This window comes from Lentibacillus halophilus, assembly GCF_055395055.1.
This window is the reverse complement of sequence record NZ_AP043750.1, coordinates 227,224-252,895: the sequence shown is the minus strand read 5'-3', so window position 1 is coordinate 252,895 and position 25,672 is coordinate 227,224. Positions and strand designations below refer to the sequence as shown.

Genomic DNA, 25,672 nt, shown 5'->3' with positions numbered 1-25,672 from the left:
TTATCTATTCAACACGTTTCAACATATTGTTGGAGGGTATAATGGAATAAGGAAGGACCATGAATCAGAGGAGGACGGGAAATGACCTCATTGACGATAGGACTGATTCCTTCTCCAGACGTGCCCGCAAACATTGTTGAAAAATTGACCGGTCAGCTGGTGAACGATTTGCAGAACCAGGTTAGTCAGGATATAGACTGGCAGATTGAAACAACGGTGGATCCGCTGGCGGGTGCCGCTGAATATATAAATGATGTTCTTGAAAAGGCTGTCCGTATCAAAAAGCAGCACGATTGGGACTATGCGATTTGCCTGACCGACTTGCCAAGCTTTTCGGGCCGTAAAGTGGTAACGACTGATGTGAGCATCCAGCGCGGGACAGCACTTATGTCCTTGCCATCGTTTGGCGCTTTTCCGCTCAAAAAAAGAATCCGAAAGGCGCTGACGTTCATTATTGAGTTTCTATATCACAATGGACAAGGAGATCAATCAAAAAAAACGGCATCATCGATCAAACGGCTTAAACGGCGTTTTTTATTATCCAAAATAAGACGGGTGATTCCCCAAGAAGGCGCCAGCACAGATACGCGCTTCATTTTGCAATCACGACTGTTTGGCTGGATGCGGGTGTTATCCGGCATGACGTTTGCCAACCGGCCATGGCTGGCACTTGCCTCATTTAAAAAAGTGCTGACTTTGGCGTTTGCAACTGGGACGTATATATCCATTTTTTCCACCCCGTGGCAGTTAAGTGTCGCTTATTCTCCGCTGCGATTTATCGTCCTGATGCTTCTGTCCATGGTGGGGATGGTTACATGGATCATTTTTGCCCATAATTTGTGGGAAAAATCCTCGTCAAAAGGACAAAACCAGTATCGGATACTGTATAATATCACGACAGTTCTGACACTGACGAGCATTGCCGTCATTCATTATGTCGTGCTGTATGCTGCGTTTATGCTGAGTATTTCGCTGTTCGTGCCACAAAATTTGTTTGAGGCATGGACAAAGGTAAATGCTGACGACTCGATTCAATATTTTATGCGTCTTGCCTGGCTGACAACGTCCCTTGGGATGCTGGCAGGAGCAGTCGGGGCAACGGCTGAAAAGGAGGAGAATATCCGCCATATTACCTATTCCTATCGGCAGTTGACACGTTACTACGAGATCGAACAAGACAACCCAGAGTCAGAAAGCAGTGGCAGGGAAGACAGTCAGCAGAAATCATATGAAGGCACCCAGCAAAGCCACAGAGAGGAAGGTGCGCAATGAGACAGCACGTTAACATCGGTTTAATTGCAGCGCCCGAGCTTGCCGACGAACTGGCTCAAGACCTGGTGAAAACACTGCCGGAAACTTTGAAGACGTGTATTTCCAATGACACAGAGTGGGACGTGGAGGCACGTGTGGATTCGTTGACCGGAGCGGCTGAATCAGTCGTTGACATATTTTCTGAAGCAGCGGCCTATCGGGAAACAAAGCCGTGGGACTATATTATCAGTCTGACGGATTTACCGGTTTTTCATGAAAAGAACGTCGTTGCGGTAGACATCAATGAAGACAAAAGTGTCGGCCTTATTTCCATTCCTGCGTTTGGCTGGATGCCTGTTTTGAAACGAATCCAAACAGCCGTTATACAAACCGTTGATCAAATGCTGCATACAACAGAATCGCAAGGAGCAGATTCGACAAGTAATGGTGAGAAACAGGATGATATCGTTTCCTCTGAACGATTGTGGGGACAGTTTCCGATATCCCCCGTCCAAAAGGTTCGGACATGGATGAGGGAGACAGGGAATAAGCACACCCGCTATATCGTCACACCACGTATGAATGGAAGCCTCCGCTTATTGTCGGGGATGACGTTTGCCAACAAACCATTCAAAATGATGTCCAGTCTGACCAGTGTGATTGCCATTGCGTTCACAACCGGAACATTTGGTATGATTTTTACAACGATGTGGCAGTTGAGTCATTTGTTCTCAACGTTACGTCTGACCGAGATAACTTTAGTGGCGATTATCGGCATGATGCTATGGGTGATTATTGCTCATGGTCTCTGGGAACCCCCTTCAACGTTCAACCATAGACGCGTTCGGCGACTGTACAATTTTACAACGGTCACGACGTTGCTGATTGCCATTACCGTCTATTATGCCGTCATATTTCTGCTATTTTTTGGCACGTCGCTTGTGTTTATCCCACCGGGTTTTTTGACGGAAACATTATCGTTCGAGACGACGGCAGGCGTTACCGAATACTTGAGGATTGCCTGGTTTGCCTCGTCCATCTCAACAGTCGCCGGTGCCATTGGAGCTGGCCTGGAAAATGAAGAGCTCGTTCTCAGTACCACCTATGGGTACAGGCAAAACCGACGGTACCAGCAAATCCATTATAGGTAGTGCTCTTTATACCGCTAACGGGCAAAGCCTGCCCCGTTCCGGTCGATAAACTCAGAAACCGGTTGATATTACGCGCGTTCCGGTTGATAAATTTAGAATCCGGTTGAAATCCCGCGCGCTCCGGTTGATAAACTCAGAATCCGGTTGAAATCCCGCGCGTTCCGGTTGATAAACTTAGAATCCGGTTGAAATCCCGCGCGTTCCGGTCGATAAACTTAGAATCTGGTTGATATTACGCGCACTCCGGTCGATAAATTCAGAATCCGGTTGAAATCGCCCGCGATCCGGTTGATAAATTCGAAATCTGGTTGAAATCTGTCCCGATCGGATTTTAGACACTAAAACGGACATGCACTGGGGGCAGACCTCCCATCGTGGTTGACAGCCCCCAACGGCCCATCACAGGTCAAAAGCGTCTGCCAACAACTCATAGGAGCGCACTTTGGCATCAAAATCATAGATGTTGGTGATAATCATAAACTCGTCCGTCTGATAAACGTCACTCAGCCGCTCCAATTCCGCTTTCACCTGTTCAGGCGTGCCAATGACAGCTCTCCGGCGATTTTGTCTAATGATATCAAGCTCTTCGTCCCGGTAAGTGCGCTTGTTGACTTCTTCTATCGATGGGACCTTTAAATCGGACCCTTTGCCAACGTTGATCAGCCACTTATCCTGACTAATGGCCAGTTCTTTTGCATCTTCTTCCGTATCGGCGCAAACGACGAAAATACAGACTGCCCGGGCAGGCTTATCAAAATCGGGTGACGGCTGAAATTGGTCTTGATAGGCATCCATGGCAGTCTCCCCCTTGTCGGGATTGATAAAATGGCCGAACATAAAACCTGCTCCCAGCTCCCCTGCATTGGCAGCCCCTCGTTCCGACAGCCCGAGCACCCACATCGGCGGAACTGTAGCCGTTCTTGGTGCGGCTTTAACCAGACGGTAAGGATGGTCCTTAGGAAGTGAATTATGTAAAAATCCCTGTAATTCCCGTAATTGGCGGGGGAATTCTGTCATGCTTCTGTTAAAGCCATCCATAATTGCCATTCGTGTATCATGCGATCCTCCTGGTGATCGTCCGATTCCAAGATCGATTCGGCCCGGGAACATTGCCTCCAGCATTTTGAAATTTTCCGCTACTTTATATGGACTGTACTGCGGCAGCAAAACACCTCCGGAACCAACGCGTATTGTTGTGGTACAAGAAGCAATCCGGGTAATCAGTATTTCCGGCGATACACTGGCAAGGCCGTTGGTATTATGATGCTCAGCCACCCAATAGCGGGTATAGCCGAGGTCTTCTGTTATTTGTGCCAGCTTCACTGTATGATTCAACGCTGTTTCGGCATCATCTCCGCGCGAAATCGGTGACTGATCCAGTACACTCAGTTTCATGATGCGATAACTCCCTTCCCGTTCAGTCTGCATCCATTATGACTGTTCTGTTGCATCAATAACAGCTAAACGCAACAAATGAATTTCACGTATAACTTCCTCAACCATTTTATTTTGATTAAAAAATACTGCAACCAAACAACACCTTGATCGTCTCAACACTAGCGTTACAATAGAAAGAGGAAAGCATGAGTCATTTTTACAGGGGGCGCACATCATTGGAGAAGGATGCCGGAGACCAGGAACAAATTATCGAATGGTATGACATGTACAGCCTGTCGCTATTCAAATATATTTTGAAAATGATCCATGATGCCCAGCAGGCTGAGGATCTGCTGCAGGATACATTCATTAAAGCGTATACATATCTCATGAGAGGGAAAGACGTGGATTATCCCAAAACGTTTTTATATCGCACCGCCCATAATTTAACCATTGACCACATCCGCAAGCATAAACCCATTCGTATGATCAAAGATTTTTTTAATAACAGGGAAGACCCCGGTCCATCTGTTGAAGACGTGATCGAAATTCAGGAATCATCTCAAGAGCTGTTTGATGCCTTATACTCACTGAAGGCCAACTACCGCCAAGTGATCATTCTGCGGCGCGTGGAAGAATTCTCTGTCAAGGACACAGCCGAGATTCTTGGCTGGACCGAAAGCAAAGTCAAGTCAACCCTGTTCCGTGGCTTGCAGAAGCTTGAAGAAAAACTCCAGAAAGGGGATGTCGGTGATGGACAATCATAACAAAATGGATGAGCAACTGCGCAATCTGGATAAAGACATTCAATGGAGCCCCCGAGGACAGCAGCGTGTACGGCGCAGAGTTATCCATAACATGAATCAGACCACACACCCACTCCGTTCGCTTTTTAAAAAATGGCTCATTCCGACGTTTTCAATTTTGTTGTTTGCCGCCATCATCACAACCCTTGTACTCAGTGAAGTGACCGATCAGAAAATAGCTGATGACTCTGGGCAAAATGGGCAACATTCCACCCATATCGTATCGGGGGATGATCAAGAGAACGCGTCTGATGAAAATGACAACAACGATCAGAATCATTCAAAACCGGACCATTCCACCCAGCATCGTCACAATAACAATGGTGGGGAAAAGCCGGCGACAAACGAATCAAATAAAACCGATTCCGCACAATCAGATGATACCGAATCCCAGAAACAGACATTGACACAAGATGACATTCTGGCTGTTGTGAAGCGACAAATGGATACAGATCTAAATATTTCACTGCCCTCAACATTGCCGCTTAATGACGGGAACCATTTAACAGCAACTACCAGCTCTGATGCAACAAGCTATAACGTGACCTTTTACGAGCATACCGAGCCGATTCCAATCAATAACAAGCTTCTCTTCAGTGACAAGAATCCGGCTCATGTCATTGCCCGCTTAAGGGTTCAGCAATACGACAATCAGGCAAAAGCCGATGAAGCCATCGGTCATGAAATTTTTAGCGAATCCGGTGGCAAAGAGGTGGATCTTGGCCCTGGAACAACCGGTTATCAGGACGGGGCAGCCGGCAGTTTGTTTACCAGCTGGAATGTAGGACGTTGGGCACTGTCAGTCAAAACCAGCACGAATAACTCGGAAACTGGTCTGGCATATGCAAGAAAAACCGTTCAATATCTTAATGAAAAAGCACTGCCCATCCCGAAACCGCATGGCTTTGCCCATCTTGACCCCGAAAATAACAGCACCCGAATTAAATGGCAAAAAGGGAAAACAGTGTATACCATCGATCAAACGAATGATCCAGACACATCCTTAACCATTGCAGTTCAATTTAAATAAGTACAAAGGAGTTTTAAACAAATGAAAAACAATCATCTACTTGTATTCATGATTTTAGCAGCCGTATTGGTTTTATCCACCGCTTGTGGCAACTCATCTGACGCATCAAATGACGCGGAAGACGCTCAGTCAGAAAACCAGCATTCAACTCAAAAGGCCAGCGACGACCAATCCAAGACAAATGCCGTTAAAAATGCCGTAAACGATAATGACACCGATACGAATACCAATGATACCAACAGCAACGAGTCAAACAATAAACCAGATGAGGAAAAAGGCACATCCGCCAATAACACAAAAGGAAAGAAACAAGCATACCTTAAGCAATTAAATGAAACAGAAAACGAAATGAAAAAACAGCAAAACAATTTGGAAGACAATTCGACATACGCCCTGAAAGCAGTCGCAGGAAACAGATCTGACGCCTGGGACGACCATCTGAATGACATTTACGACACGTTAGAAAAACAACTGTCCACCGAACAGATGGACCAATTAAGACAAGAACAGCGCGAATGGATTTCCAATAGAAATGAGCAGGCTAAAGAAGCGTCGTTAAAATACGAAGGCGGTACACAGGAACAATTGGAATATGTAACCGTGCAAGCCAATATCACAAAAGACAGATGTTTTGAATTAGTTGAAGATTATATGAAATAAGAAGCATTGAGCATTTAATACAGCGGATCGAATTGATTAAAAGCCATCTCTCATCATCACAAACATCAAACGTCCGTGACAACGGAACAGAGAGACAACAAATCGACAGTTTTGAAAAAGAAATAAAGACCTTTAAAAACCAATGACTGTCGATATGGTTTCTTGGGCCACATTGTTGAATAAAATATGGCTCTTGAAAAGTATCAATAGCTATTATACAATGTACAGTACTAAATATTAAATACTAAATGAGTTGATAACACGATGAACCCACAGTTTAAAAAAGGTGTATTGACACTTTGTGTTTTAAATTTGCTTCAAACTGTAGACCAGTATGGCTACGATCTGATTAAACAAATTGGATCCAACCTTCCCATATCTGAAGGGACTCTGTATCCTATTCTTCGTAGGTTGAAAAAGGATGGTTACTTGACAACCTATTTAGTGGAGTCAGAACAGGGGCCGTCAAGAAAGTATTATAAGCTGACAAAAAAAGGGGATCAATACGCCCGCGATTTAAAAAATGAATGGGAGCTACTTGTTCAAAGTGTTGAAAAGATCGTCGGCAAAGGTGAGGAAAGACAAAATGACTAAAAATGAATTTTTTCAAGAGTTAGAAAGGTACTTAGATGATATTCCATACACAGAATACCAAGATATTGTAAGAGATTTTGAAGAACACTTTCACATGGCTTATAGTGAAGGAAAAAGTGACCATCAAGTTACTAAAGAACTGGGAGATCCCAAAATGGTAGCGCAATCACTAAAACCTGAATACACAGGAAAGATGGTTAACATCAAGCGTACAGCGGAAATCGTATTAAGTGTTATCGGTCTGATCATTGATGTTATCACTGGGATTTTTGGCTTTTTGTTGATTTACCCTGAAAGCAATCATCAAATTCGTCAACGAATGGCTGACGCTATGCAAGCAGGTACATCATTAAGTTCGGCTCAAATCAATGAATCTTTGGATACATTAGGCCATGCGGGTATGATGTTGCTTATAGCCTCCGTGATTGGTATTATTCTTGCTATTATTTCAATCGTATTCCTAAAGGGGAACAAAAAGCCGAAACTGGGAGGCTGGTTGTTGATTATCGCAGCCGTTTTGAGTTTTGTTGTTTCGCAAGCTACATTTTTTGGCGCCATCTTTTTATTGATCGGTGGCATTATAGCACTTGTGCGAAAATCAAAGGATTTGGAGCCAGTGGCAGTTAAGTAGGGTTGGACATTATGGATTGGAGGGTTTAATGATGCGTTTCGGAGGAGGTCCAATACTCAAGACAATTATAGCTGTTGCTGCTGTTATTGGGTTTATTGGATGGGCCTTTTTTGGTTGGGAATTTTAGAAAAAGTTTAATCAAATTAAGGAGAAATTATGATACGGTTTGGCGTTCTTTTATTACCAACAGCGATCTTATTGTTTGTTTTATCAAACGCAATATCTTTTTTTATAATCAATATAAGGGTTAGTCTTATTCTTTTTATAAGCTCGATTGTGATTGGCGTTATAGGTTTTCTGTTAATTTTTATTGGTGTTTTGCGAGATCGAATTCAGGAAAAAAGGAGAGAAAATCAAGATGATCTTAGTAAATACTGAGTCCATACCGGGTTGTGAAATCACGGAAGTTAAGGGTATCGCCAAAGGAAATGTCGTACGTGCCAAGAATGTTGGGAAGGACCTTGTTTCCAGCTTTAGAAATGTCGTAGGGGGCGAAATGACAGAATATACGGAATTAATGACGGATTCCCGCCAAAGAGCAATGCAACGAATGGTTGAAGATGCCGAAAGTCAAGAAGCCGATGCCGTAGTTAATGTTCGCTTTGAAACGTCTCAAATTTCGAGCGGGGCAGCAGAGCTTTTGGCTTATGGAACGGCGGTCACTATTAAAGAAAATTAAATCACCAAACAACGACTAAGTATTTTCTGACTTATGGGCAATCGAGGCCCTGGAGATAGTCCCCATCGCTGAATCATTCAGCGGATTCAGTAATTTATTCAGTCGGTTTTGGAATTATTCCGGTCACTTTAAACCATAATTCGGTCGCTTTAATTAATGATTCGGTCACTTTAATTAATAATTCAGTCTTTAACACCCATTTTCCATTGGGAATGCCACTGCCAGGCACCATGAGTCCATTTTGTTCTATATAGTTAGAGAATCATAAAGCAATGATCGAGAAGGGAGACTATGACAGGAAAATCCAAAATAGCTATAAAAAGGAGGAAAATGAATTGAAAAGAAGGTTCAGCACTTTAATATTAATCACTTTATTTGCTTTTGTATTAAGTGCTTGTGATAGCAACAGCGATACGAATACTATTTCAAGTACCGATTTATCAAAAATGGAAAACGCGATTCTTCATACAACTTCAGATGATTCATTTGTCTTTAATTTCAATATAGACAACAAATACAATGAAATGTCAGTGAAGATAGAGAAATACAAAAAAGGAGAACTGGTCGATGATACATTAAACCAGTTATCATTAGAGGTTAGTGATGGTAAGGGGACGATTATTATTGCGTCTCAGAAAGATAGTGATGAGGTAAATCACCCTACTTTTAATATTGGCATCAGCAGTGGCGGTAATACAGGGTCGACGATTGTCTCGGATAATGACGTAAATAATAAAAAGGGGACTGTGGCAAGCTTTCAAGAAAATGATATACCTATAGAAGACGAAGAAGCAGTATTGGCAGGGATTGTTATGTCCAAAAGCGAAAATACGTCAATGTCCTTTCAATCAAACTTTTACAAAGACTCTAGTGAAATGAAAAAATATGATGTTGTTTATTTGTTTAAAGCTAAACCTATAAAATGAACGTTTATACGATATTTCTTCATCAAACGGGGCAGTTGTTGAATAAACACTGTACCTGAATCGCTTGTTTAGACATCATGACTATACATAACTGGTTCATTCATTAAACGGGCGCATTTCAGAATAAACTTCGTTGCAGCACTGGGTATTTAGGGGAGTTCGATTTGAAAAAAATTTTGACCTTACATTTATTTATATTAACTGTTTGTGTTTTGAGTTCATGCAGTCATGCTGAAAAAACTCAACACATAGAGGTCTTTGTTACAGAGACATCAGAACAGAATGCTGAGGGTTTTTCTGAAACAACTGGTTACAAGAAGGTGAATTCAATAACCAATATTGAAGAAAGTACAAATGATATAAAAACCGATATTAAAGCGGTTGAAGATTATTATGATACCGAAAGAAATTACATAAGGACGGAAATAATTCACTCAAATTATAATAAATCTTACAATACCAAAGCAGAAGATGGTGACGATCTTAAGAAGGTAATACATAAACCGTCAACAATCCTGATTCCAGATAAAAATATAGAACATTTCAAATTAGATGATATGACTAAGGAAGAGAAAGAAAAAGTGAAAGAACACGTATTGAATTTGATGGATATGGTTGAAAATTAACAGGAATGGCTAAGCAGGTTTATGCAGGAGGAAGATTATGTCTTATAATGCTTTTTTATTCGCTATTATCGCAGGTGTTTTAACCTTTATTCTGATGAATGCACTTCATCCTATAAATCCTATCATAATAACCAATATTTTATTAGGGTTAATAGTGGGGACATTGATAGACAACAAAAAATCTTAACTTCACGGACCTGATTACCTGATTGCGTCAGTATCGAAGAACCATATTGTCGCATAAAAGTTGGGGAGGCGATGAGAATGAAAAATACAAACATAGGACTGATTTTGTTTTTATCGGGTGCCATTATTTATGGTGCGGCTTTAATAGCTGCATCCGTTTATTCTCAAACGTTAGTAGGTACTGACGGCCAAGGTTGGGATGGAAGATACGGAGTTTTTGGAACTGCCCTGAGAGAAATGGGTATTATCCCGATAGTCATAGCCATTGTGTTAGGGGTAATAGGTATAATTCTTATCATTCCGGGTACTAAATGGTGGCAAAAACAAAAGAAAGAGATTAATAAAAGGAATAGAGAGTTTGAGGCAGAAAAAAATAAAGAAATGAAAAGGTGAGAATGAAGAGGAATAATCACAAGGAAAGGGCTCCTGTCTTGAATTAGTTGGGTGCCTTAATTTTGTGACATCATTGAATGGAATGACTTATTTTGGAATAATTGGTACTAAGCAATAAATCAATGAACTTTATTATTGGAAATACGAAGGAAAAAGGCAAGCAGCTAAAATGTGGAATGGATCTTATATTCCAGAGAAGAAGACAAAAGAGCCATATAAGGAAATATAACTGAAGGGGATGAATCTATGTTTCGTAAAAGGAAAGAGAAAAGATGGGAGATTTATAAAGAAAAAATGAAGGAGACGGCCGATGAGCTTGAATTGGAAGATTGATTCCAGGAATTGATGATATCGACTATTGTAAAAGAAGAACAAAGACGGCCTCGTCATGAATTGGCCCGCTGGATGGATAAATGGCAAGATGAAGGACAGTTGCCTCAGGATTTCGCAAATGAGGATATGCTTTTGGATATATACCGGAATCACACAGACTGGGTTGAAGATAGCGTACAATTTCATATAAACGTTAGGGAAGCGGACGGTGAAACGTTTGAGTCCTTAATTCAGCATACAGGAGAACCGGTTACGTCTTTTCCGCTTGAAGCTCAAAAAGCCTATCTTGCTCTGTGGGGAGAAATCCTCAATGTCGTTGCTCAAACGGTTGGGTTTGACCAGGCTGGTTCCAGTTTTTAGAATGTTAATGTATACTGTTCCGGCTTCGAACATGTATCTATAAGGAAGGGAGAGAGTATTGCGAACGGGCTCGATTCCCATGGGCGCTACCATCCTCTCCCGGCTCCTCAAGCATAAAATCAATGAAAATAGGTCAGGCAGTCCAATGACTATCTGAACAGATTAATAGTTTATTAGAAAGAGCGTTTTTAATCATCCGCTTCTTGTAGGTCTCCTAGTTTTTGCTCTAATTTTGATTCAGCGACCACATTAATGTGGTTGTTTCCCCATTCTTTAAGCATTTCTAATGCTGGTTTAAGATCTTCGCCATAGGCTGTCAACGAATATTCAACTCTCGGTGGAATTTCATTGTAAGCTACACGGTTTACCAATTGATCTTCTTCCAGTTCTCGAAGTTGTTGGGTAAGCATTTTTTGTGTGATTGCAGGAATTTCCTTCTTCAATTCCCCGAAACGTAGCGTCTGATCCATTAGTAGACACAAAATCACCCCTTTCCATTTTCCACATACAACATCTAAAGTTACCTCAATGGGATGATTGTATTTAATTCTAATTTCCATTTATTTTGCCTCCCAATAGTATCTTTTTAGTAACTATAATACTTTAAAGTGCCTACTTGCTAAAGGAATTTTAATATAATTATACTTATTATAGTATTAAAAAACATATATTTAATCATATCATGCTTTTCAAAATAACAGGGCTTATCTAAGTTTTTTCTTATCCTTTATTTTGTTGAATGGCGGTAATGCAAACCAAGGGGAGGTTAGTTGAATATCAAAACTAAAATCTTTTACAACTATAAAAGTCAATTGCTCTATAAGCTTTTAGGATATGGGGCCCGTTGGGATAATACTCAGGACGTTATGTTTTTATTATGTGAATGGCAGTCAGGAGAAACATATTCTGTTCCAGATTACATTTTTCAGATGGATTTTATTCAGATTGATAGGAGTTACTTTAAAGAACAACTTGAGCGAGAAGGGTGGTCAGAATTTAGTATAAAAAGATTTTATAAGGATTACTTACAGGCTATACACCATGTAAGTTCATGACTCTTAAAAATCACATAGACAGGAGGATTATGATGCGAAATCGTAATTACTTTCAATTTATACGAATCAGTACCGGACTAGCTATTATACTTACATTAATGCTGATGCAGGGAGCTGTCCATCATCCAACGTCAGCTGAAAAGGAAAATCGCACCACCAATGCTAATGTGGACAAGTCTTTGACACATGAACGCATCGTTGCATTGACTGGGCGATTCCGGGATTTGCTCGTACCGAAGATTGATGAGACCAATAAAGTTGTAAAGTATGATACGTTGGACGAATTTAAAAAGGCTTTTGAAACAGTATCGACTAGGAAAGTAGCCTCAAAATATGTGGATTATTATTTCTATGAACAAACGGACGGACTTTACGTGAAACCGACGGAAACACCACCATGGTTTCATGAACAAGAGGACTATGAAATGATACGGAAGAATACTGAAAAAGTGGAAATCAGCCAGACGAATCAAACCGATTTATATGGAACTTACACCATAAAGATTGAATTCACCTATGATAATCAGTGGAAAATAACCGGCGTTAGTTATTAATCACGCAATGAAACGGAAAGCAGTTGAAAACATGCACATATTCAAAGACTTCTATCGTCATAAAGTAAAATTACCATTTGGTCGTCATAATCAGGCCAATTATATGGAATGAACGCTTGTGTTTTAATTAAAACATGCAAGGGAATGGAGGAACTGTGCATCATAACAACAATTAAGGTGTGATGTGAAGATGCTTTGGCTAAAATTAGTTGGTTTATTTATCCTGTGGTTGCTCGGTACTTCTTTCCAAATTGGTGGCGGCTTGAACCACATTTTATAAAGAACGTGTTACACATTAGAGACAATTAACAGATAGAAAGGAAGATAGCATGCTGATAAAAGATTATTTGAAACAATTGAAAAACACGACGTATGACGAACCGAAAAAAGTGTTCACCTTATATCTGAACACTGACCCTCGAGATCCTGACCAACAGGGAGATAAATGGAAAATACAATTGAAAAAAGCTTTGAATGACTTAGCTGACCGGACAAAAGACAGTGATTCGCATGAAGAAAAAAACCAAGCTAAATCAATACGCGAAAAAGTCGAAAATGACGTATATGGCAAAGAAAATGAACTAAAACGCAGTCTTATTTTATTTGCAACGTCGGATGAAGACTTGTGGTTTTCCGAGGCGCTTGATGTTCCTGTTACAACCGAATATCATTGGGACAACCAGCCTCACACGGAACAATTACAAAATCTTGTTTCCGATTATCCGCATTCAGGGGTCCTCGTTATTCAACAGGACCGGGCACAGCTGATTGAAACAGAAATCGATATGGTGCTAGACACCACCTATTATAAACTGGATATGAATACGGACGAATGGCGGCAGCATCAGGGCCCACAAGGAAGTGACTGGACCCAGGGCGGTGCCAAAAAGGATGAATATCAGGAGCGTGTTGAAGCCCATCAGCAGCGCTGGTTCAAGAGCCTGGCTGAGACGATACAGAAAAAAGGTAAACAACAAGGATGGGAACAGCTTCAACTGGTTGGTGAAAAAGAGGAGATTGAGCGACTAAAAGATTACTTTGATTGGGAAATCAATAAAATGATTCCGCGAAATTTGTTGGATCAAAACCCGAGCCAAATCTTAACTGATGTTTTTGCGGAGGAATAAGAACAGTTCAGTATATACAACCTTAATGGAACGCTAAACCTGTTTAAGAAAAAAACAAGACAGCTCTTACGAGGGCTGTCTCGTTGTATGACGGGAAAATTTCTGTAGCAACTGATCCACGGCTATCCTTTTGGTTTGTTCTTTGCTAATCGTTTAGGATCCTTTGTTCCAGGTGGTTGTTCCAGCCAATTGTGTTTAATCATGATATCTGCTCCACTTTTGGCAAGCCGAGCTACTTCAAATGCCAATCGCTCATAATTAATCATTAAGTCACTTCGTTGGCTTGTCGATGCTGACGTAGAATAATTCCCCATTCCCGCGGATATGAGCAAATCCATGTGATACATCACTAATTTATCTGAAAAGGTTTGAGTTGTGGAGTTACTTGTACCTACATTTGTCTGTCCAGATTCAATATCATCTTTCAAAAGTGTATCCGTGAAAATTTTCATATGTTTCTTTGAGATATTTTTTCCACGCAGCATGTAGTTCTGTACATCCTCAGATGGGGACGTTTGAGCAAATGCAATGCATAAGTGCATGCCTATTGAATTCGTTAAGATGTTCTGATACAAATGGGAAATTTCAACAACATTTAATGGTCGTTTATTACTGAAAGGGTTTAAGCCGCTTAAATAATTTTTACTGTCAACATAGTCCGTTTCTTTGGGAATGTTAGTATACGGGTGTTTGGCAATGACTCCCTTGGAAAGACCCGTTTCGAGTGATTGTTTATAAAGGTTACTGGTTTCATTTAACGCCTGTACAAAGTAGTTACATACATCATCCCGGTAACTCATTGAAACCAAACCGCTGTATATTAACATTCCTGTCTTTGCCATATGATTTACATACATCAAACAAAATGTGTCTGAAAAAAGCCATGGTGCATTCATATTCACATCTTGTTCTTCGCTAAACCCATTTGGAATGGCGAATTGTTCACTTTCAAAAATCGCTGTTAATGTGTCCATATGGTTCGATGATATATCATAAGCATATTGTACAACGGATTTTATATCTTCATCTTGAATGTGCATCAACATAAAACCCAAAATACACTTTGACATGCTGTCATTCATATACCCATTCCAAAGAGAACCAATTTCTGCGGATGTTAGGGGGATATTCCTTTCATTCACCTTATTCATTATGCAACCTCCTTGAGAACATGTGGGGTAAGTAAGCCATAACGTCCCAAGTTCCGATGACTTTCGGACATGTTATATTCCTCCATCACGCTCATTGTCCCTTAGCATGACCTAAATTCGCCGTTTTATTAATACTTGTATTTGATTCTTATTGTGACATCTGTCCCTATTCAATAAAATCGCACAACAAAATTGGTGCATCATCTGATAAAATAAGACATATCAGTACCATTTGTAACGATGACGTCTGAAAGGAGCCGAAAAGTTGTAATGTAAAAAGTAAAGGCAAATATAAAAAACAACTAAGGCGAGGGTACAAACAATATTATGAATCGTAATTGTAACCTGGTTAAAACCATTTTATCTTCCATCAAATTTAAAAATATCTTTTTCATTTTGGCAGGTTCCGCTATTTATGCTTTTGGCGTTGTCAATTTGAATATTCAAAATGATCTTTCCGAAGGGGGTCTAACAGGCCTAACTCTGATTTTATTTGCCCTGTTTAACATAGATCCGGGCCTGAGCAATATTTTGATTAACGTTCCCCTGTTTTTAATTGGATGGCGACTCTTGGGACATCATATGCTTATCTATACAATTATTGGAACAGCTTCCTTTTCCTTTTTTCTTTCGTTTTTCCGGCACTATTTTATGTTTGATATTATGCTGAAAGATGATATGATCCTTGCCGCCCTGTTTGCGGCAGTGTTTAAAGGGGTTGGTGTAGGAGTTATTTTTCGGTATGGTGGAACCACGGGAGGCACGGACATCGCAGCGAGAATTGGGAATAAGTTTTTTGGTTGGAGTATGGGGAAAACTTTGTTCGTTATTGATTTTATGGTTATCTCGTCATCGCTCGTTTATCTCAATTACCGTGAAGCGATGTACACAATTGTCAGCGTATTTATTGCTTCCCGTGTCATAGATATTATCCAGCAAGGCGCCTATACTGCAAAAGGTGCAACGATTATCTCTGAGAAAAACGATGTTATCGCAAGTAATCTCGCCTATGACATGAACCGGGGTGTAACACTGTGGAAAGGCATAGGAGGTTACACAGGAGATCATAAAGAGATCTTGTACTGTGTAGTGAACCGCAATGAAATATTTCGACTGAAAAATACGGTTAATCATATCGACCCAAGTGCATTTATAGCAGTAAATGACGTCCACGAGGTGTCCGTTCAAGGATATTCGCTGGATGAACACAAAAATCTATGGAATATTGATGGAAAAAACCAATGAAATGCCATTGCCAGGCACACAAACCATTCATGTGTATGTGCCTGGCAGAGCGACCGGGCTTAGGTCGTAACATATAGTGGGTGGGATGCCCGCCGAGTAAGAGTTAGCCACTCGCTCGTAGCAAGTTTTGGATGATGGAAGGTAACTTCCATCATTAAGCGTAAACTGTTAGCTAGTGGGCCGTAAACGACGGTTGAAGGGATTGAGCCCCGAAATACTCAATGAAAGGGCAGATGGTTTTGCCAGTCCAGAATGCAACATCTTGATAAGTGAAATAGGCGAGCTTATTAAGACCTTTCCGGGGTCGGTGACCACGGCACGCTAGACATGGATATGTTACGGCAACCCGGGAGGTCCTATCGGGTCTTCCTGCGGAAGCAGGGAGTATGGCGTACAAGCGATACAAAGTGAGGAAACCAAATGTCTGATAGGAAGTCGGAGGGCTACATAGTACCGTTGAAGCCGGGTAATTCCGGTGGAGGAAAGGTAAGCCCCCTATCATTTCTTATTAGGGACACATTATCTACACACAGAGGTGGAATTATAATGGAAACAAAACTATCGAGAATAGCGGAATTAGCTAGATCTCACCCCAGGATGCAATTCACATCACTGGCGCATTTGTTGGATGAGGAGTCTTTAAAGCAATGCCACTATGAATTACCCGGCAATAAAGCTGCAGGTATTATGGGGGTTACAAAGGAAGACTACGGTGAAGAATTGAATGATAATGTCGAGAACCTCGTTCATAGAATGAAGAAGAAAAGCTATCGCCCCCAACCGGTCAGACGAACCTATATTGATAAAGCTGGTTCAAGGAAGAAACGCCCATTGGGGATACCGGAGCACGAGGATAAAATCGTGCAGCGGGGGTTGGCTAAAATTCTTAACACAATCTATGAAAATGATTTCCTCGACTGCTCCTTTGGCTTTAGACCCAAAAGAAATTGTCATGATGCCTTGAAGATTCTTAATGTCTACATTGAACAGAGGTACACGAACTACATTGTAGATGTAGATATTAAAGGATTCTTTGACAATGTGGATCATGATTGGATGCTGGCATTTCTGGAACATCGAATTAAAGATCCCAGTATACTGAGGCTCGTAGCCAGATTCTTAAAGGCCGGATACATGGAGGAAACCAAGCGATATAAGGAGGAGTTTGGCACACCACAGGGTGGTGTTGTCTCGCCTATTCTGGCAAATGTTTATCTCCATTATGTCCTGGACTTATGGTTTGAGCGTAAAGTACGTAAAGAATGTAAAGGACAAGCGTACCTCGTCCGCTATGCGGACGATTTTGTGTGCTGTTTTCAATATCAGCAGGACGCGTATAAGTTCTTTGAAGGCCTCAAACAGAGATTGGCGAAATTTAACCTTGAAGTTGCAGAGGACAAGACGAACATTATTCCCTTTGGCAGATTTGCGGAAAAGAACAGTAGGCGGAATGGAAATAGGAAACCCCCGACGTTTAATTTTCTGGGTTTCACGCATTACTGCAGCCAAAGTCAGAAAGGCACGTTCAGAGTTAAACGGAAAACTGACAACAAGAAGATGAGAGCGAAGTTGCGTCAAACTAAGAAATGGCTAAAAGAAAACAGAACCGAAGGTGCCGAATTTATCATGGATAGAATTCGAAAGTCACTTATAGGATACTATAATTATTATTGTATTACAGACAATTCGCCAACGGTTGATTTGTTTCGTGACAATATAAGAACGTTACTCTTTAAATGGCTCAATCGAAGAAGCCAGAAGAAGTCTTTTACATGGGAGAAATTCGTTTTATTTCTAAAGAAATTTCCACTTCCAAGACCAACTGTGAAAGTGAATATATACCAACTTAGAGATCATATTAGTTACATTCTGTGAAGATGATAGGTGGAGCCGTGTGCGGGAAAACCGCTCGCATGGTTCTGAGAGGGGAGTGATACACAATCAGCCGTTAGGCTGAGAGGTTCACTCCTACTTGACCCAATTAAGAAGTTTGAATACTAAATCAGGAAGGCAGCTCGGGCCTCCTGCTTTAGTATTTTTTTGATCAATGATAAGTGAATGTGACATTGTCATCGTTTGAATTCTATGAATGTATTGAAGAATGTTAAAACGTGTAGTATTTTATAATCAGGTCATCTGATGACCTTATTACTATATAACTTTGTAAGCGATTTATATCCGTAGCTAAGAATTTAGAAAACGAGAGGGGTTCATAAGATGTATTTACTTATTGCTTTAAGTGCCATCATCTTTCCATTTCTTTTTTTGGTCATTTTACGAATGCCTGCAGCTAAAGGAATGAGTATCAGTGCTGTGATTCTTATCATATTAGGATTCACCGTTTGGGGAATGGAAGCCAATGTTATTGCTGCCTCAACATTACAAGGCGTCCATAAAGCATTAACCATACTATGGATATTGTTTGGTGCGTTGGTTTTATTAAAAACGCTCAATAACACTGGGGCAGTCGATCGAATTAATCAAGGTTTCCAAAGTATTTCCGGTGATATGCGAGTACAAGTTATTATCGTGGCATTTTTGTTTGGATCCCTGATTGAGGGGGCGGCAGGTTTTGGTGCTCCTGCTATGGTAACGGGGCCATTATTATTTGCATTAGGGTTCAGTCCTTTGGCCGCCGTAACGATTGCTCTAATTGCCGATAGTACAGCGGTTGCGTTTGGGGCTGTTGGCACTCCGATTGCCATTGGTTTGAGTAATAACCCGATAGCGGGAGAAGGGTTTTTTCAGGACATTGCCGTTTCAGTTACAACGATGGATTTGCTAGCAGGAACATTTATTCCATTTATTTTGATCGTTATATTGACCAGTTTCTTTGGTAAGGGAATAAGGGATTCATTTGCTCTGTTGCCCTGGACCTTATTGATTGGGATTGTATACACAGGATCAGCTTTATTGTATGCGTCATTATTTGGCCATGAATTTGTATCGATTTTGGCTTCACTGACCGGTCTGATTGTTGCTGCATATACCGCTAACAAAGGCTTGTTATTGCCAAAGACAGAATGGAAGGCAGCGTTAAGGGATGATTTTCAAGTGGCTGATGAAACATCCAATTTAGGTCTTATAACGGCTTGGTCACCTTACATAATTGTTGTTGTCTTGCTTCTGCTTACACGGATTGTCCCTTGGCTTCAAACGTTCACCACTTCAGCGATTGACTTTTCGTGGTCCAATATTTTAGGGGTGGAAGGTATTACGTCTGACTGGGAGTTTTTGTATTCACCTGGTACCGTCCTGGTTCTTGCTGCGATAAGTGCGATTGCCATTCAGTGCAAGTCAATTAAACCATTTACAAGCGCATCGCGGGAATCATTATCGTCCATGAAGATGACAGCGATCTCCTTGGGGGCAACATTGATTATGGTTCAGGTATTTGTGAACTCAGGAATGAACGTGAAGGATTTTGCAAGCATGCCACAGCATATCGCTGAATCATTAGCGACATCTTTAGGGCCTGTTTGGCTTTTTGTTGCACCTTTTTTGGGTGAACTAGGCGCTTTTATTACAGGGAGTGCCACCGTTTCAACCTTAACGTTCAGTCCAATACAGTACAATGTTGCCATGCAGACAGGATTTGATGTTAACACGGTTTTAGCGGCACAGTTAATCGGCTCAGGTGCTGGTAATATGATTTGTGTTCATAACGTCGTCGCAGCAAGTGGTGCCGTGGGGATATCCGGCAAAGAAGGAGACATTATTCGAAAAACGCTGATTCCAGCTGTTTTGTATGGTTTGCTGGTCGGATTGTCAGGATTTATCATCATGCAACTGGGTTAGATCCATATCCTTGCAGCGGGCGCTATTTTCTAAATTCATTTGCTTCCAGTAAAATGGAGTCAAATGATGAGGAGTGAGTCAGGTATGGAATATGAAAAGATACAAACCAAAAAAATCTATGAAGAAGTAGCCGCGTCCATTATAGATAAAATAAGAAATAAACAATTAAAGCCGGGTGAAAAGTTGCCATCCGTAGATCAATTGTCTATAAACTTTGACGTTGGTAACTCTGCCATTAGAGAAGCGTTAAGTGGTTTACGTTCCATGGGTCTTCTCGAAATGAAACAAGGAGAAGGGACCTATGTAAAGGCCTTCGATCCTTCCATATTCTCGTTGCCAGTAACGATCGCCTTTTTGATGAAAAAAAATGATGTCAAGGAATTATACGAACTTCGAAAGATTTTAGAAGTCGGCACGGCCAGCCTTGCTGCTAAAGTTCATACAGAAGAAGATTTGGTATCAGTTGAGAAAGCCCTTGTTGTCATGAAAAACGCGATGGGGAATGAAGAACTGGCTGCAAGTGCCGATACCGATTTTCATATGGCGATCGCACATGCAGCCCATAATCAGCTGCTCTTAAATCTCATATCCAGTGTGTCAGGACTTATTTCAGAAACAATACGTGAAACAAGAAAAGTGCTGCTGTATTCCGAAAATCGTTCTGAGAAATTATATATGGAACATGAACGGATTTTTGACGCGATTAAGAACAGGAAACCGGAAGAAGCGCATGAACAAATGTACACGCACTTAGATGAGGTGAATAAGGAATTGTTCGAGTATATCGACAAAACATTGGAGTAATTTTTGGGAACGTTTAATAGGGAGGATAACTATGAAAGTATCATTATTCGCTACATGCCTCGGTGAGTTGTTCTATCAGGAGGCGGCAAAAGATATGGTGGAGGTGCTGGAGCGTCTTGGCTGTGAAATAGATTTTCCGCGGGGGCAGATCTGCTGCGGGCAGCCGGCTTATAACAGTGGGTACCGAAAAGATGCGCAAAAAGCAGCGAAACAAATGATTGCCACGTTCGAATCATCGGACTATATTGTCACGCCTTCCGGATCATGTGCCGGTATGTTTAAGGAATATCCCAGGCTTTTCCGGGATGATGCCATCTGGCAGGAGAGGGCGCAGAACGTAGCTGATAAAACGTATGAATTCACCCAGTTCATTGTCAATGTACTCGGCGTTGAAGAGCTTGGGGCCGTGTATCATGCGAAAGCGACCTATCACACGTCATGTCATATGATGCGGTTGCTTAAAGAAACGGGATCGCCGTTCAAATTGCTCAATAATGTGGAAGGTCTGGAGCTGCTTCCATTGGAAAATAGTTATGACTGTTGCGGTTTTGGTGGGACATTTGCGGTGAAGATGGTGCCGATTTCTGAGCAAATGGTTGACGAAAAAGTCCGGCACGTCGAAGAAACAGGTGCAGATGTTTTGATTACGGCTGATGGCGGATGTTTGATGAACATAAAAGGACGGATTGATCGCGAAGGAAAACCGATTGCTGTTAAACATATTGCACAAATTTTAAATTCACGCTCTTAAAGGAGGCGATGGCTATGGCTATGAAAATTGGTGAAAAGCCGTTTTTTGACCGAGTGGATGATGCATTGGATGATACATTTATGCGTCAATCGATGGCCGATGCTCAGGACGGCTTAAGAGGCAAGAAGATTGCTGCAACAGAGGGCGATGAGGCGATTGGTGATTGGGAGGAATGGCGCAATGCCGGCGAGGAAATACGCCGGCATACATTGGAAAACCTTGATTATTATTTGGAACAATTGAGTGATAATGTTGCCAAACGCGGCGGGCATGTGTTTTTTGCGGAAACGGCTGAAGAGGCGAATGCCTATATTCAGCAGGTAGCCCAGGAGAAAAATGCCAAAAATGCTACGAAGGCAAAGTCAATGGTGACGGAAGAAATTGGTCTGAATGAAGCTTTGTCAGATGTTGGCTGTCAGGTTCATGAGACCGATCTGGCGGAATACATTTTGCAGGCCGAGGAAGACGATCGTCCGTCCCATATCGTGGTGCCATCACTTCATAAGAACAAATCACAAATCCGGGATACATTGACGGAAAAGGCCGGCTATACCGGAACGGATCAGCCGGAGGAATTAACAGCATTTGCGCGCAGTCAGCTGCGGGATGTATTTATGAATGCTGATATTGGCATTACCGGCTGCAATTTCGGCGTGGCCGAGTCGGGATCGGTTTCCCTGGTAACGAATGAAGGCAATGCTAACATGGTAACCAGTTATCCGGAAACGCAAATCAGTGTCATGGGTATGGAACGCCTCGTGCCGACGTGGGAAGAACTGGATGTGATGGTGAACCTGCTGAGCAGAAGTGCCGTCGGTCAAAAAATCACCACCTATGTCACGAATGTGACGCCAGAAGTTGGGTCTGCCAGTGTTGACGGTCCAAAAGACTTTCATCTTGTCATTGTGGACGGCGGCCGGTCCAAGGCGCTTGGAACGGAATTTCAGTCGGCACTCCACTGCATTCGCTGTGCTGCCTGTGTGAACGTTTGTCCGGTGTACCGGCACGTTGGAGGCCATGCTTACGGGTCCATTTATCAGGGACCGATTGGCGCTGTGCTTTCACCGATATTGGGCGGTTACGAAGAATACGGTGAACTGCCTTACGCATCAAGTCTTTGTGCTGCGTGTACCGAAGCTTGTCCGGTCAAAATCCCATTGCATGAGCAGCTCATTCGACATCGCGAAATTTATGTTGAGGAAGGTTATGCTGATAAAAGCGAACAGGCAGCGATGACAGCCTTTGGCATTGGTGCGAGCACACCATCATTGTTCAAAATAGCTACAAAAGGTGTACCGACGTTTGCCAAGCCGCTCGTTCAGGACGGTTCCATATCAAACGGACTCGGCCCGATGAAGCTCTGGACCAAAATACGGGAATTTCCAGCGCCGGGTCATGACAATTTCAGGAAATGGTTCAAGGAACATACAAAAGGAGGCAGCCGTCATGAATAAAGGCACCATTCAAAATCGGGACAACTTTTTGGGACATATTGCTGATAAGCTTGGACGGGAACGAAAAACGAATGTACCGCGTCCTGATTGGGAGCATCAGCCGCAGTGGGCGGTTTATCAGGACCACTCATCTGATGAATTGTGTACACTTTTTCATGAGAATAGCGAAGAGAAAGGCACACATGTCCTGGAGACGACGATGGATCAGCTTGAACAAACCATTGCGTATGTCATGGAAGCCTATGGTGGCGCACCAATGGTTGCAACGGATGATGAGCGTTTTGATGCATTTGGTCTAAGAGATGTCATGATCAAGAGAGACGTGCATATATGGGACGGTGGATCTGATTCAATGAGCATCGAAAAAGCGAAGCAGTCGACTATTGGCTTTCTGTTCAGTGACGCAAGCCTTGCCGAGTCAGGAACGATCACCCAATTTAACGACCGGAATAAAGCCCGGTCCGTCAGCCTGCTTCCAACAACATATGCAGCTATCGTACCCAAGTCAACCATTGTGCCCCGGATGACTCAAGCGACTGCCGAGGTTCATAAACACGTTGAGGATGGACAGGACATTTCCCCATACATTAACTTTATCACCGGGCCAAGCAATAGCGCCGACATCGAAATGAACATGGTTGTTGGTGTGCATGGACCAGTTAAAGCTGTTCATATTATCGTGTTAGACGCGTAATCGTACCAGTGCCTGGCACTCAAACAATTCTGAATAGTTTATGTGCCAGGCACCTTGTTAATTGAAATTGTTTGAAAATTATAATACAATAGACATAGAAAAGAATCTCGTTACAGGGGCGGTAGAGAAAATGTGAAACCAAAAATCGCCATGCATGAAAACCGGTAAAGATAGATAAAAATGTCATATTTTTAACGCTTTCATTATATACCTTTAGTAGCACATGTTAGCGTGTTCATTTTAGCGTTATATCGTTGATTTTAAAAAAGGGGTAATTTGTATGAAGACTGATATTGAAATCGCTCAGCAGGCGACGTTAAAGCCGATTGAGGCCATTGCGCAACAGCTGGATTTGACCACGGATCAATGGGAACCATACGGCCACACGAAAGCGAAATTATCCGATTCCCTTTTGAAGGATTTGGATGACACGTCAGATGGAAAAATTATCTTAGTAACCTCGATTAATCCAACGCCTGCTGGGGAAGGAAAATCAACGGTAGCAGTAGGACTGGGGCAAGCCTTTGATAAAATTGGAAAAAACGCCGCTATCGCATTACGGGAGCCTTCGATGGGGCCGGTTATGGGCTTGAAAGGTGGCGCAGCAGGTGGGGGTTACTCGCAGTTGCTGCCAATGGAAGATATCAACTTGCACTTTACTGGTGATTTGCATGCGATTACGACGGCAAATAATGCATTATCGGCCATGATCGACAACCATATACACCGCGGTAATTCATTGAATATCGATCCAAGAAGGGTCGAGTGGAAACGTGTCATGGATATGAATGATCGGGCGTTGCGTCAAATGGTTGTGGGACTTGGCGGCCCGACACGCGGTGTGCCAAGGGAAGATGGATTTAACATTACCGTTGCTTCAGAGGTCATGGCTATCCTTTGTTTGGCAACAAGCCTGGACGATTTAAAACAACGGCTTGCTCGTATTGTTATCGGCTATACACGTGAGGAGGAGCCGGTAACGGTAAACGATTTAAACATGGAAGGGGCTTTAACGCTATTACTGAAAGATGCCTTGAAGCCTAATTTGGTACAAACCACTGAAAATACGCCGGCCATTATTCATGGCGGGCCTTTTGCTAATATTGCTCATGGTTGTAATAGTATGATGGCGACAAAAACAGCTGCTAAACTGGCTGATTATGTTGTAACAGAAGCGGGATTTGGCGCCGATCTTGGGGCGGAAAAGTTTTTGGATATTAAGTCCCGTGTTGGTGGGTTTGATACCTCGACCGTCGTCATTGTAGCGACTGTCCGTGCATTAAAAATGCATGGCGGCGTGTCTCAGGACGATTTAAAGCAGGAAAATGTCGATGCTTTAAATGGCGGCATGGCCAATTTGCAAAAACATATCGAAACGATCGAACAGTTTGGTCTATCATATGTTGTCGCCATTAATAAATTCCCGACAGATACCGATGCGGAAACGGAATTTATTACAACATGGTGTCAAGCACGGGGCGTTGATGTCGCATTGACCGATGTGTTTGCCAGTGGCGGTGCAGGAGGAACGGAATTGGCTGAAAAGGTTGTCCAAAAAGCCGAAGAAACGCCTGAAAACGTTCAATATGTTTATGACACAAATGATTCGATTGAAAATAAAGTCCGTAAAGTCGCCCAGAACGTATACGGTGCTGACGATATTGCGTTATCGGCTAAAGCACAAAAACAATTACACTTTTATGAGAAACAGGGATGGGGGCATTTGCCGGTATGTATAGCAAAAACACAATACTCGTTATCGGATGATCCATCGCTCTTGGGCAGACCTGAGGGATTTACCATCACCATCCGTGAGTTGCGCCCGTCTATTGGTGCTGGTTTCATTGTTGTGTTGACCGGTGATATGCTGACAATGCCCGGTTTGCCAAAAGAACCGGCCGCTTTAAAAATGGATATAACGGAGGAAGGAAACGTTACCGGGTTGTTTTAATGGTTAGTCAATGGAAGGCATTCATGTGTTCGTTTGAATCGTATAAAATTAATCATCTCGTACCAAAATTTTATGGTATGAGATG

Annotated in this window: 27 protein-coding genes; 24 read left to right on the top strand and 3 right to left on the bottom strand. The window is 42.1% G+C overall.

The window, feature by feature from the left end:
* The first annotated feature begins 81 nt into the window (after window positions 1–81).
* Both ACZ5Q7_RS01120 and ACZ5Q7_RS01115 read left to right on the top strand, forming a co-directional pair.
* Window positions 82–1,272 (top strand): hypothetical protein, encoded by a 1,191-nt coding sequence (locus ACZ5Q7_RS01120; protein ID WP_343752450.1) that lies wholly within the window; start codon window positions 82–84, stop codon window positions 1,270–1,272.
* Window positions 1,269–2,402: a 5,10-methylene-tetrahydrofolate dehydrogenase gene (locus ACZ5Q7_RS01115; protein ID WP_343752451.1), complete on the top strand. Its 1,134-nt coding sequence runs from the start codon at window positions 1,269–1,271 to the stop codon at window positions 2,400–2,402. The genes ACZ5Q7_RS01120 and ACZ5Q7_RS01115 overlap by 4 nt, the downstream gene beginning before the upstream one ends.
* Window positions 2,403–2,801: 399 nt before the next feature.
* Here ACZ5Q7_RS01115 and ACZ5Q7_RS01110 read toward each other — a convergent pair whose 3' ends face one another.
* The gene (locus ACZ5Q7_RS01110) at window positions 2,802–3,800 is read right to left on the bottom strand and encodes an LLM class flavin-dependent oxidoreductase (protein WP_343752469.1); all 999 of its coding nucleotides are present in this window, start codon (window positions 3,798–3,800) and stop codon (window positions 2,802–2,804) included.
* Window positions 3,801–3,985: 185 nt separating this feature from the next.
* Between ACZ5Q7_RS01110 and ACZ5Q7_RS01105 the strand changes: the two genes are divergently transcribed.
* The 11 genes from ACZ5Q7_RS01105 (at window position 3,986) to ACZ5Q7_RS01055 (ending at window position 11,003) form a co-directional block, all read left to right on the top strand.
* Complete coding sequence (locus ACZ5Q7_RS01105; protein ID WP_343752452.1) at window positions 3,986–4,546, top strand: RNA polymerase sigma factor; 561 nt, start codon at window positions 3,986–3,988, stop codon at window positions 4,544–4,546.
* Window positions 4,533–5,615, top strand: coding sequence for a hypothetical protein (locus tag ACZ5Q7_RS01100; RefSeq protein ID WP_343752453.1), 1,083 nt, complete (start codon window positions 4,533–4,535; stop codon window positions 5,613–5,615). Before ACZ5Q7_RS01105 ends, ACZ5Q7_RS01100 begins: the two co-directional genes overlap by 14 nt.
* A gap of 21 nt (window positions 5,616–5,636) precedes the next feature.
* On the top strand, window positions 5,637–6,275 hold the full coding sequence (locus ACZ5Q7_RS01095; protein ID WP_343752454.1) for a lysozyme inhibitor LprI family protein: 639 nt from the start codon (window positions 5,637–5,639) through the stop codon (window positions 6,273–6,275).
* 264 nt (window positions 6,276–6,539) lie between these two features.
* Window positions 6,540–6,869, top strand: coding sequence for a PadR family transcriptional regulator (locus ACZ5Q7_RS01090; protein ID WP_343752455.1), 330 nt, complete (start codon window positions 6,540–6,542; stop codon window positions 6,867–6,869).
* On the top strand, window positions 6,862–7,500 hold the full coding sequence (locus ACZ5Q7_RS01085; RefSeq protein WP_343752456.1) for a DUF4064 domain-containing protein: 639 nt from the start codon (window positions 6,862–6,864) through the stop codon (window positions 7,498–7,500). The genes ACZ5Q7_RS01090 and ACZ5Q7_RS01085 overlap by 8 nt, the downstream gene beginning before the upstream one ends.
* Window positions 7,501–7,858: 358 nt before the next feature.
* A complete protein-coding gene (locus ACZ5Q7_RS01080; RefSeq protein ID WP_343752457.1) occupies window positions 7,859–8,179 on the top strand; it encodes a YbjQ family protein in 321 nt (106 codons plus the stop codon).
* A gap of 335 nt (window positions 8,180–8,514) precedes the next feature.
* A complete protein-coding gene (locus ACZ5Q7_RS01075) occupies window positions 8,515–9,105 on the top strand; it encodes a hypothetical protein (protein WP_343752458.1) in 591 nt (196 codons plus the stop codon).
* A 164-nt stretch (window positions 9,106–9,269) separates the two neighbouring features.
* On the top strand, window positions 9,270–9,731 hold the full coding sequence (locus ACZ5Q7_RS01070; protein ID WP_343752459.1) for a hypothetical protein: 462 nt from the start codon (window positions 9,270–9,272) through the stop codon (window positions 9,729–9,731).
* A gap of 37 nt (window positions 9,732–9,768) precedes the next feature.
* Window positions 9,769–9,918: a hypothetical protein gene (locus ACZ5Q7_RS01065; RefSeq protein WP_343752460.1), complete on the top strand. Its 150-nt coding sequence runs from the start codon at window positions 9,769–9,771 to the stop codon at window positions 9,916–9,918.
* A gap of 77 nt (window positions 9,919–9,995) precedes the next feature.
* Complete coding sequence (locus ACZ5Q7_RS01060) at window positions 9,996–10,310, top strand: phosphatase (protein ID WP_343752461.1); 315 nt, start codon at window positions 9,996–9,998, stop codon at window positions 10,308–10,310.
* Window positions 10,311–10,655: 345 nt separating this feature from the next.
* On the top strand, window positions 10,656–11,003 hold the full coding sequence (locus tag ACZ5Q7_RS01055) for a hypothetical protein (protein ID WP_343752462.1): 348 nt from the start codon (window positions 10,656–10,658) through the stop codon (window positions 11,001–11,003).
* A 188-nt stretch (window positions 11,004–11,191) separates the two neighbouring features.
* Here the strand turns inward: ACZ5Q7_RS01055 and ACZ5Q7_RS01050 are convergent, their stop codons facing one another.
* Window positions 11,192–11,563 (bottom strand): winged helix-turn-helix transcriptional regulator, encoded by a 372-nt coding sequence (locus tag ACZ5Q7_RS01050; RefSeq protein ID WP_343752463.1) that lies wholly within the window; start codon window positions 11,561–11,563, stop codon window positions 11,192–11,194.
* A gap of 210 nt (window positions 11,564–11,773) precedes the next feature.
* On the opposite strand from ACZ5Q7_RS01050, the gene ACZ5Q7_RS01045 reads away from it, so the two are divergent.
* The 3 genes from ACZ5Q7_RS01045 to ACZ5Q7_RS01035 all read left to right on the top strand — a co-directional run bounded on the left by ACZ5Q7_RS01045 (window position 11,774) and on the right by ACZ5Q7_RS01035 (window position 13,739).
* Window positions 11,774–12,058, top strand: a complete 285-nt coding sequence (locus tag ACZ5Q7_RS01045) for a hypothetical protein (RefSeq protein ID WP_343752464.1) — start codon at window positions 11,774–11,776, stop codon at window positions 12,056–12,058.
* Between the two features lie 29 nt (window positions 12,059–12,087).
* Complete coding sequence (locus ACZ5Q7_RS01040; RefSeq protein WP_464432993.1) at window positions 12,088–12,612, top strand: hypothetical protein; 525 nt, start codon at window positions 12,088–12,090, stop codon at window positions 12,610–12,612.
* A gap of 329 nt (window positions 12,613–12,941) precedes the next feature.
* A complete protein-coding gene (locus ACZ5Q7_RS01035) occupies window positions 12,942–13,739 on the top strand; it encodes a VLRF1 family aeRF1-type release factor (RefSeq protein ID WP_343752467.1) in 798 nt (265 codons plus the stop codon).
* Window positions 13,740–13,861: 122 nt separating this feature from the next.
* On the opposite strand, the gene ACZ5Q7_RS01030 is transcribed toward ACZ5Q7_RS01035, so the two are convergent.
* A complete protein-coding gene (locus ACZ5Q7_RS01030) occupies window positions 13,862–14,881 on the bottom strand; it encodes a DUF3231 family protein (RefSeq protein WP_343752470.1) in 1,020 nt (339 codons plus the stop codon).
* Window positions 14,882–15,217: 336 nt separating this feature from the next.
* On the opposite strand from ACZ5Q7_RS01030, the gene ACZ5Q7_RS01025 reads away from it, so the two are divergent.
* From ACZ5Q7_RS01025 to ACZ5Q7_RS00990, 8 genes are all read left to right on the top strand, one after another.
* Complete coding sequence (locus tag ACZ5Q7_RS01025) at window positions 15,218–16,135, top strand: YitT family protein (RefSeq protein ID WP_343752468.1); 918 nt, start codon at window positions 15,218–15,220, stop codon at window positions 16,133–16,135.
* Window positions 16,136–16,555: 420 nt separating this feature from the next.
* Window positions 16,556–18,010, top strand: coding sequence for a group II intron reverse transcriptase/maturase (gene ltrA, locus ACZ5Q7_RS01020; protein WP_464432992.1), 1,455 nt, complete (start codon window positions 16,556–16,558; stop codon window positions 18,008–18,010).
* Window positions 18,011–18,352: 342 nt separating this feature from the next.
* Window positions 18,353–19,933 carry an L-lactate permease gene (locus ACZ5Q7_RS01015; protein WP_343751380.1) on the top strand — a complete coding sequence of 527 codons (1,581 nt, stop codon included), beginning with the start codon at window positions 18,353–18,355 and terminating at the stop codon, window positions 19,931–19,933.
* Window positions 19,934–20,017: 84 nt separating this feature from the next.
* Entirely contained in the window at window positions 20,018–20,737 is a 720-nt protein-coding gene (locus ACZ5Q7_RS01010) for a FadR/GntR family transcriptional regulator (protein ID WP_343751379.1), read from the top strand.
* A gap of 31 nt (window positions 20,738–20,768) precedes the next feature.
* Window positions 20,769–21,488 carry a (Fe-S)-binding protein gene (locus ACZ5Q7_RS01005; RefSeq protein ID WP_343751378.1) on the top strand — a complete coding sequence of 240 codons (720 nt, stop codon included), beginning with the start codon at window positions 20,769–20,771 and terminating at the stop codon, window positions 21,486–21,488.
* Window positions 21,489–21,502: 14 nt separating this feature from the next.
* Window positions 21,503–22,942, top strand: a complete 1,440-nt coding sequence (locus ACZ5Q7_RS01000) for a LutB/LldF family L-lactate oxidation iron-sulfur protein (protein ID WP_343751377.1) — start codon at window positions 21,503–21,505, stop codon at window positions 22,940–22,942.
* On the top strand, window positions 22,935–23,636 hold the full coding sequence (locus ACZ5Q7_RS00995; protein WP_343751376.1) for a LutC/YkgG family protein: 702 nt from the start codon (window positions 22,935–22,937) through the stop codon (window positions 23,634–23,636). Before ACZ5Q7_RS01000 ends, ACZ5Q7_RS00995 begins: the two co-directional genes overlap by 8 nt.
* A gap of 280 nt (window positions 23,637–23,916) precedes the next feature.
* On the top strand, window positions 23,917–25,587 hold the full coding sequence (locus ACZ5Q7_RS00990; protein ID WP_343751375.1) for a formate--tetrahydrofolate ligase: 1,671 nt from the start codon (window positions 23,917–23,919) through the stop codon (window positions 25,585–25,587).
* The last annotated feature ends 85 nt before the right edge of the window (window positions 25,588–25,672 follow it).

What these genes read in the sequence shown, in the direction of transcription:
- ACZ5Q7_RS01120 (WP_343752450.1), top strand. Translation starts at nt 82, where the DNA reads ATGACCTCATTGACGATAGGACTGATTCCTTCTCCAGACGTGCCCGCA.
- ACZ5Q7_RS01115 (WP_343752451.1), top strand. Translation starts at nt 1,269, where the DNA reads ATGAGACAGCACGTTAACATCGGTTTAATTGCAGCGCCCGAGCTTGCC.
- ACZ5Q7_RS01105 (WP_343752452.1), top strand. Translation starts at nt 3,986, where the DNA reads ATGAGTCATTTTTACAGGGGGCGCACATCATTGGAGAAGGATGCCGGA.
- ACZ5Q7_RS01100 (WP_343752453.1), top strand. Translation starts at nt 4,533, where the DNA reads ATGGACAATCATAACAAAATGGATGAGCAACTGCGCAATCTGGATAAA.
- ACZ5Q7_RS01095 (WP_343752454.1), top strand. Translation starts at nt 5,637, where the DNA reads ATGAAAAACAATCATCTACTTGTATTCATGATTTTAGCAGCCGTATTG.
- ACZ5Q7_RS01090 (WP_343752455.1), top strand. Translation starts at nt 6,540, where the DNA reads ATGAACCCACAGTTTAAAAAAGGTGTATTGACACTTTGTGTTTTAAAT.
- ACZ5Q7_RS01085 (WP_343752456.1), top strand. Translation starts at nt 6,862, where the DNA reads ATGACTAAAAATGAATTTTTTCAAGAGTTAGAAAGGTACTTAGATGAT.
- ACZ5Q7_RS01080 (WP_343752457.1), top strand. Translation starts at nt 7,859, where the DNA reads ATGATCTTAGTAAATACTGAGTCCATACCGGGTTGTGAAATCACGGAA.
- ACZ5Q7_RS01065 (WP_343752460.1), top strand. Translation starts at nt 9,769, where the DNA reads ATGTCTTATAATGCTTTTTTATTCGCTATTATCGCAGGTGTTTTAACC.
- ACZ5Q7_RS01060 (WP_343752461.1), top strand. Translation starts at nt 9,996, where the DNA reads ATGAAAAATACAAACATAGGACTGATTTTGTTTTTATCGGGTGCCATT.
- ACZ5Q7_RS01055 (WP_343752462.1), top strand. Translation starts at nt 10,656, where the DNA reads ATGATATCGACTATTGTAAAAGAAGAACAAAGACGGCCTCGTCATGAA.
- ACZ5Q7_RS01050 (WP_343752463.1), bottom strand. Translation starts at nt 11,563, where the DNA reads ATGGAAATTAGAATTAAATACAATCATCCCATTGAGGTAACTTTAGAT.
- ACZ5Q7_RS01040 (WP_464432993.1), top strand. Translation starts at nt 12,088, where the DNA reads ATGATGCGAAATCGTAATTACTTTCAATTTATACGAATCAGTACCGGA.
- ACZ5Q7_RS01035 (WP_343752467.1), top strand. Translation starts at nt 12,942, where the DNA reads ATGCTGATAAAAGATTATTTGAAACAATTGAAAAACACGACGTATGAC.
- ACZ5Q7_RS01025 (WP_343752468.1), top strand. Translation starts at nt 15,218, where the DNA reads ATGAATCGTAATTGTAACCTGGTTAAAACCATTTTATCTTCCATCAAA.
- ltrA (WP_464432992.1), top strand. Translation starts at nt 16,556, where the DNA reads ATGTCTGATAGGAAGTCGGAGGGCTACATAGTACCGTTGAAGCCGGGT.
- ACZ5Q7_RS01015 (WP_343751380.1), top strand. Translation starts at nt 18,353, where the DNA reads ATGTATTTACTTATTGCTTTAAGTGCCATCATCTTTCCATTTCTTTTT.
- ACZ5Q7_RS01010 (WP_343751379.1), top strand. Translation starts at nt 20,018, where the DNA reads ATGGAATATGAAAAGATACAAACCAAAAAAATCTATGAAGAAGTAGCC.
- ACZ5Q7_RS01005 (WP_343751378.1), top strand. Translation starts at nt 20,769, where the DNA reads ATGAAAGTATCATTATTCGCTACATGCCTCGGTGAGTTGTTCTATCAG.
- ACZ5Q7_RS01000 (WP_343751377.1), top strand. Translation starts at nt 21,503, where the DNA reads ATGGCTATGAAAATTGGTGAAAAGCCGTTTTTTGACCGAGTGGATGAT.
- ACZ5Q7_RS00995 (WP_343751376.1), top strand. Translation starts at nt 22,935, where the DNA reads ATGAATAAAGGCACCATTCAAAATCGGGACAACTTTTTGGGACATATT.
- ACZ5Q7_RS00990 (WP_343751375.1), top strand. Translation starts at nt 23,917, where the DNA reads ATGAAGACTGATATTGAAATCGCTCAGCAGGCGACGTTAAAGCCGATT.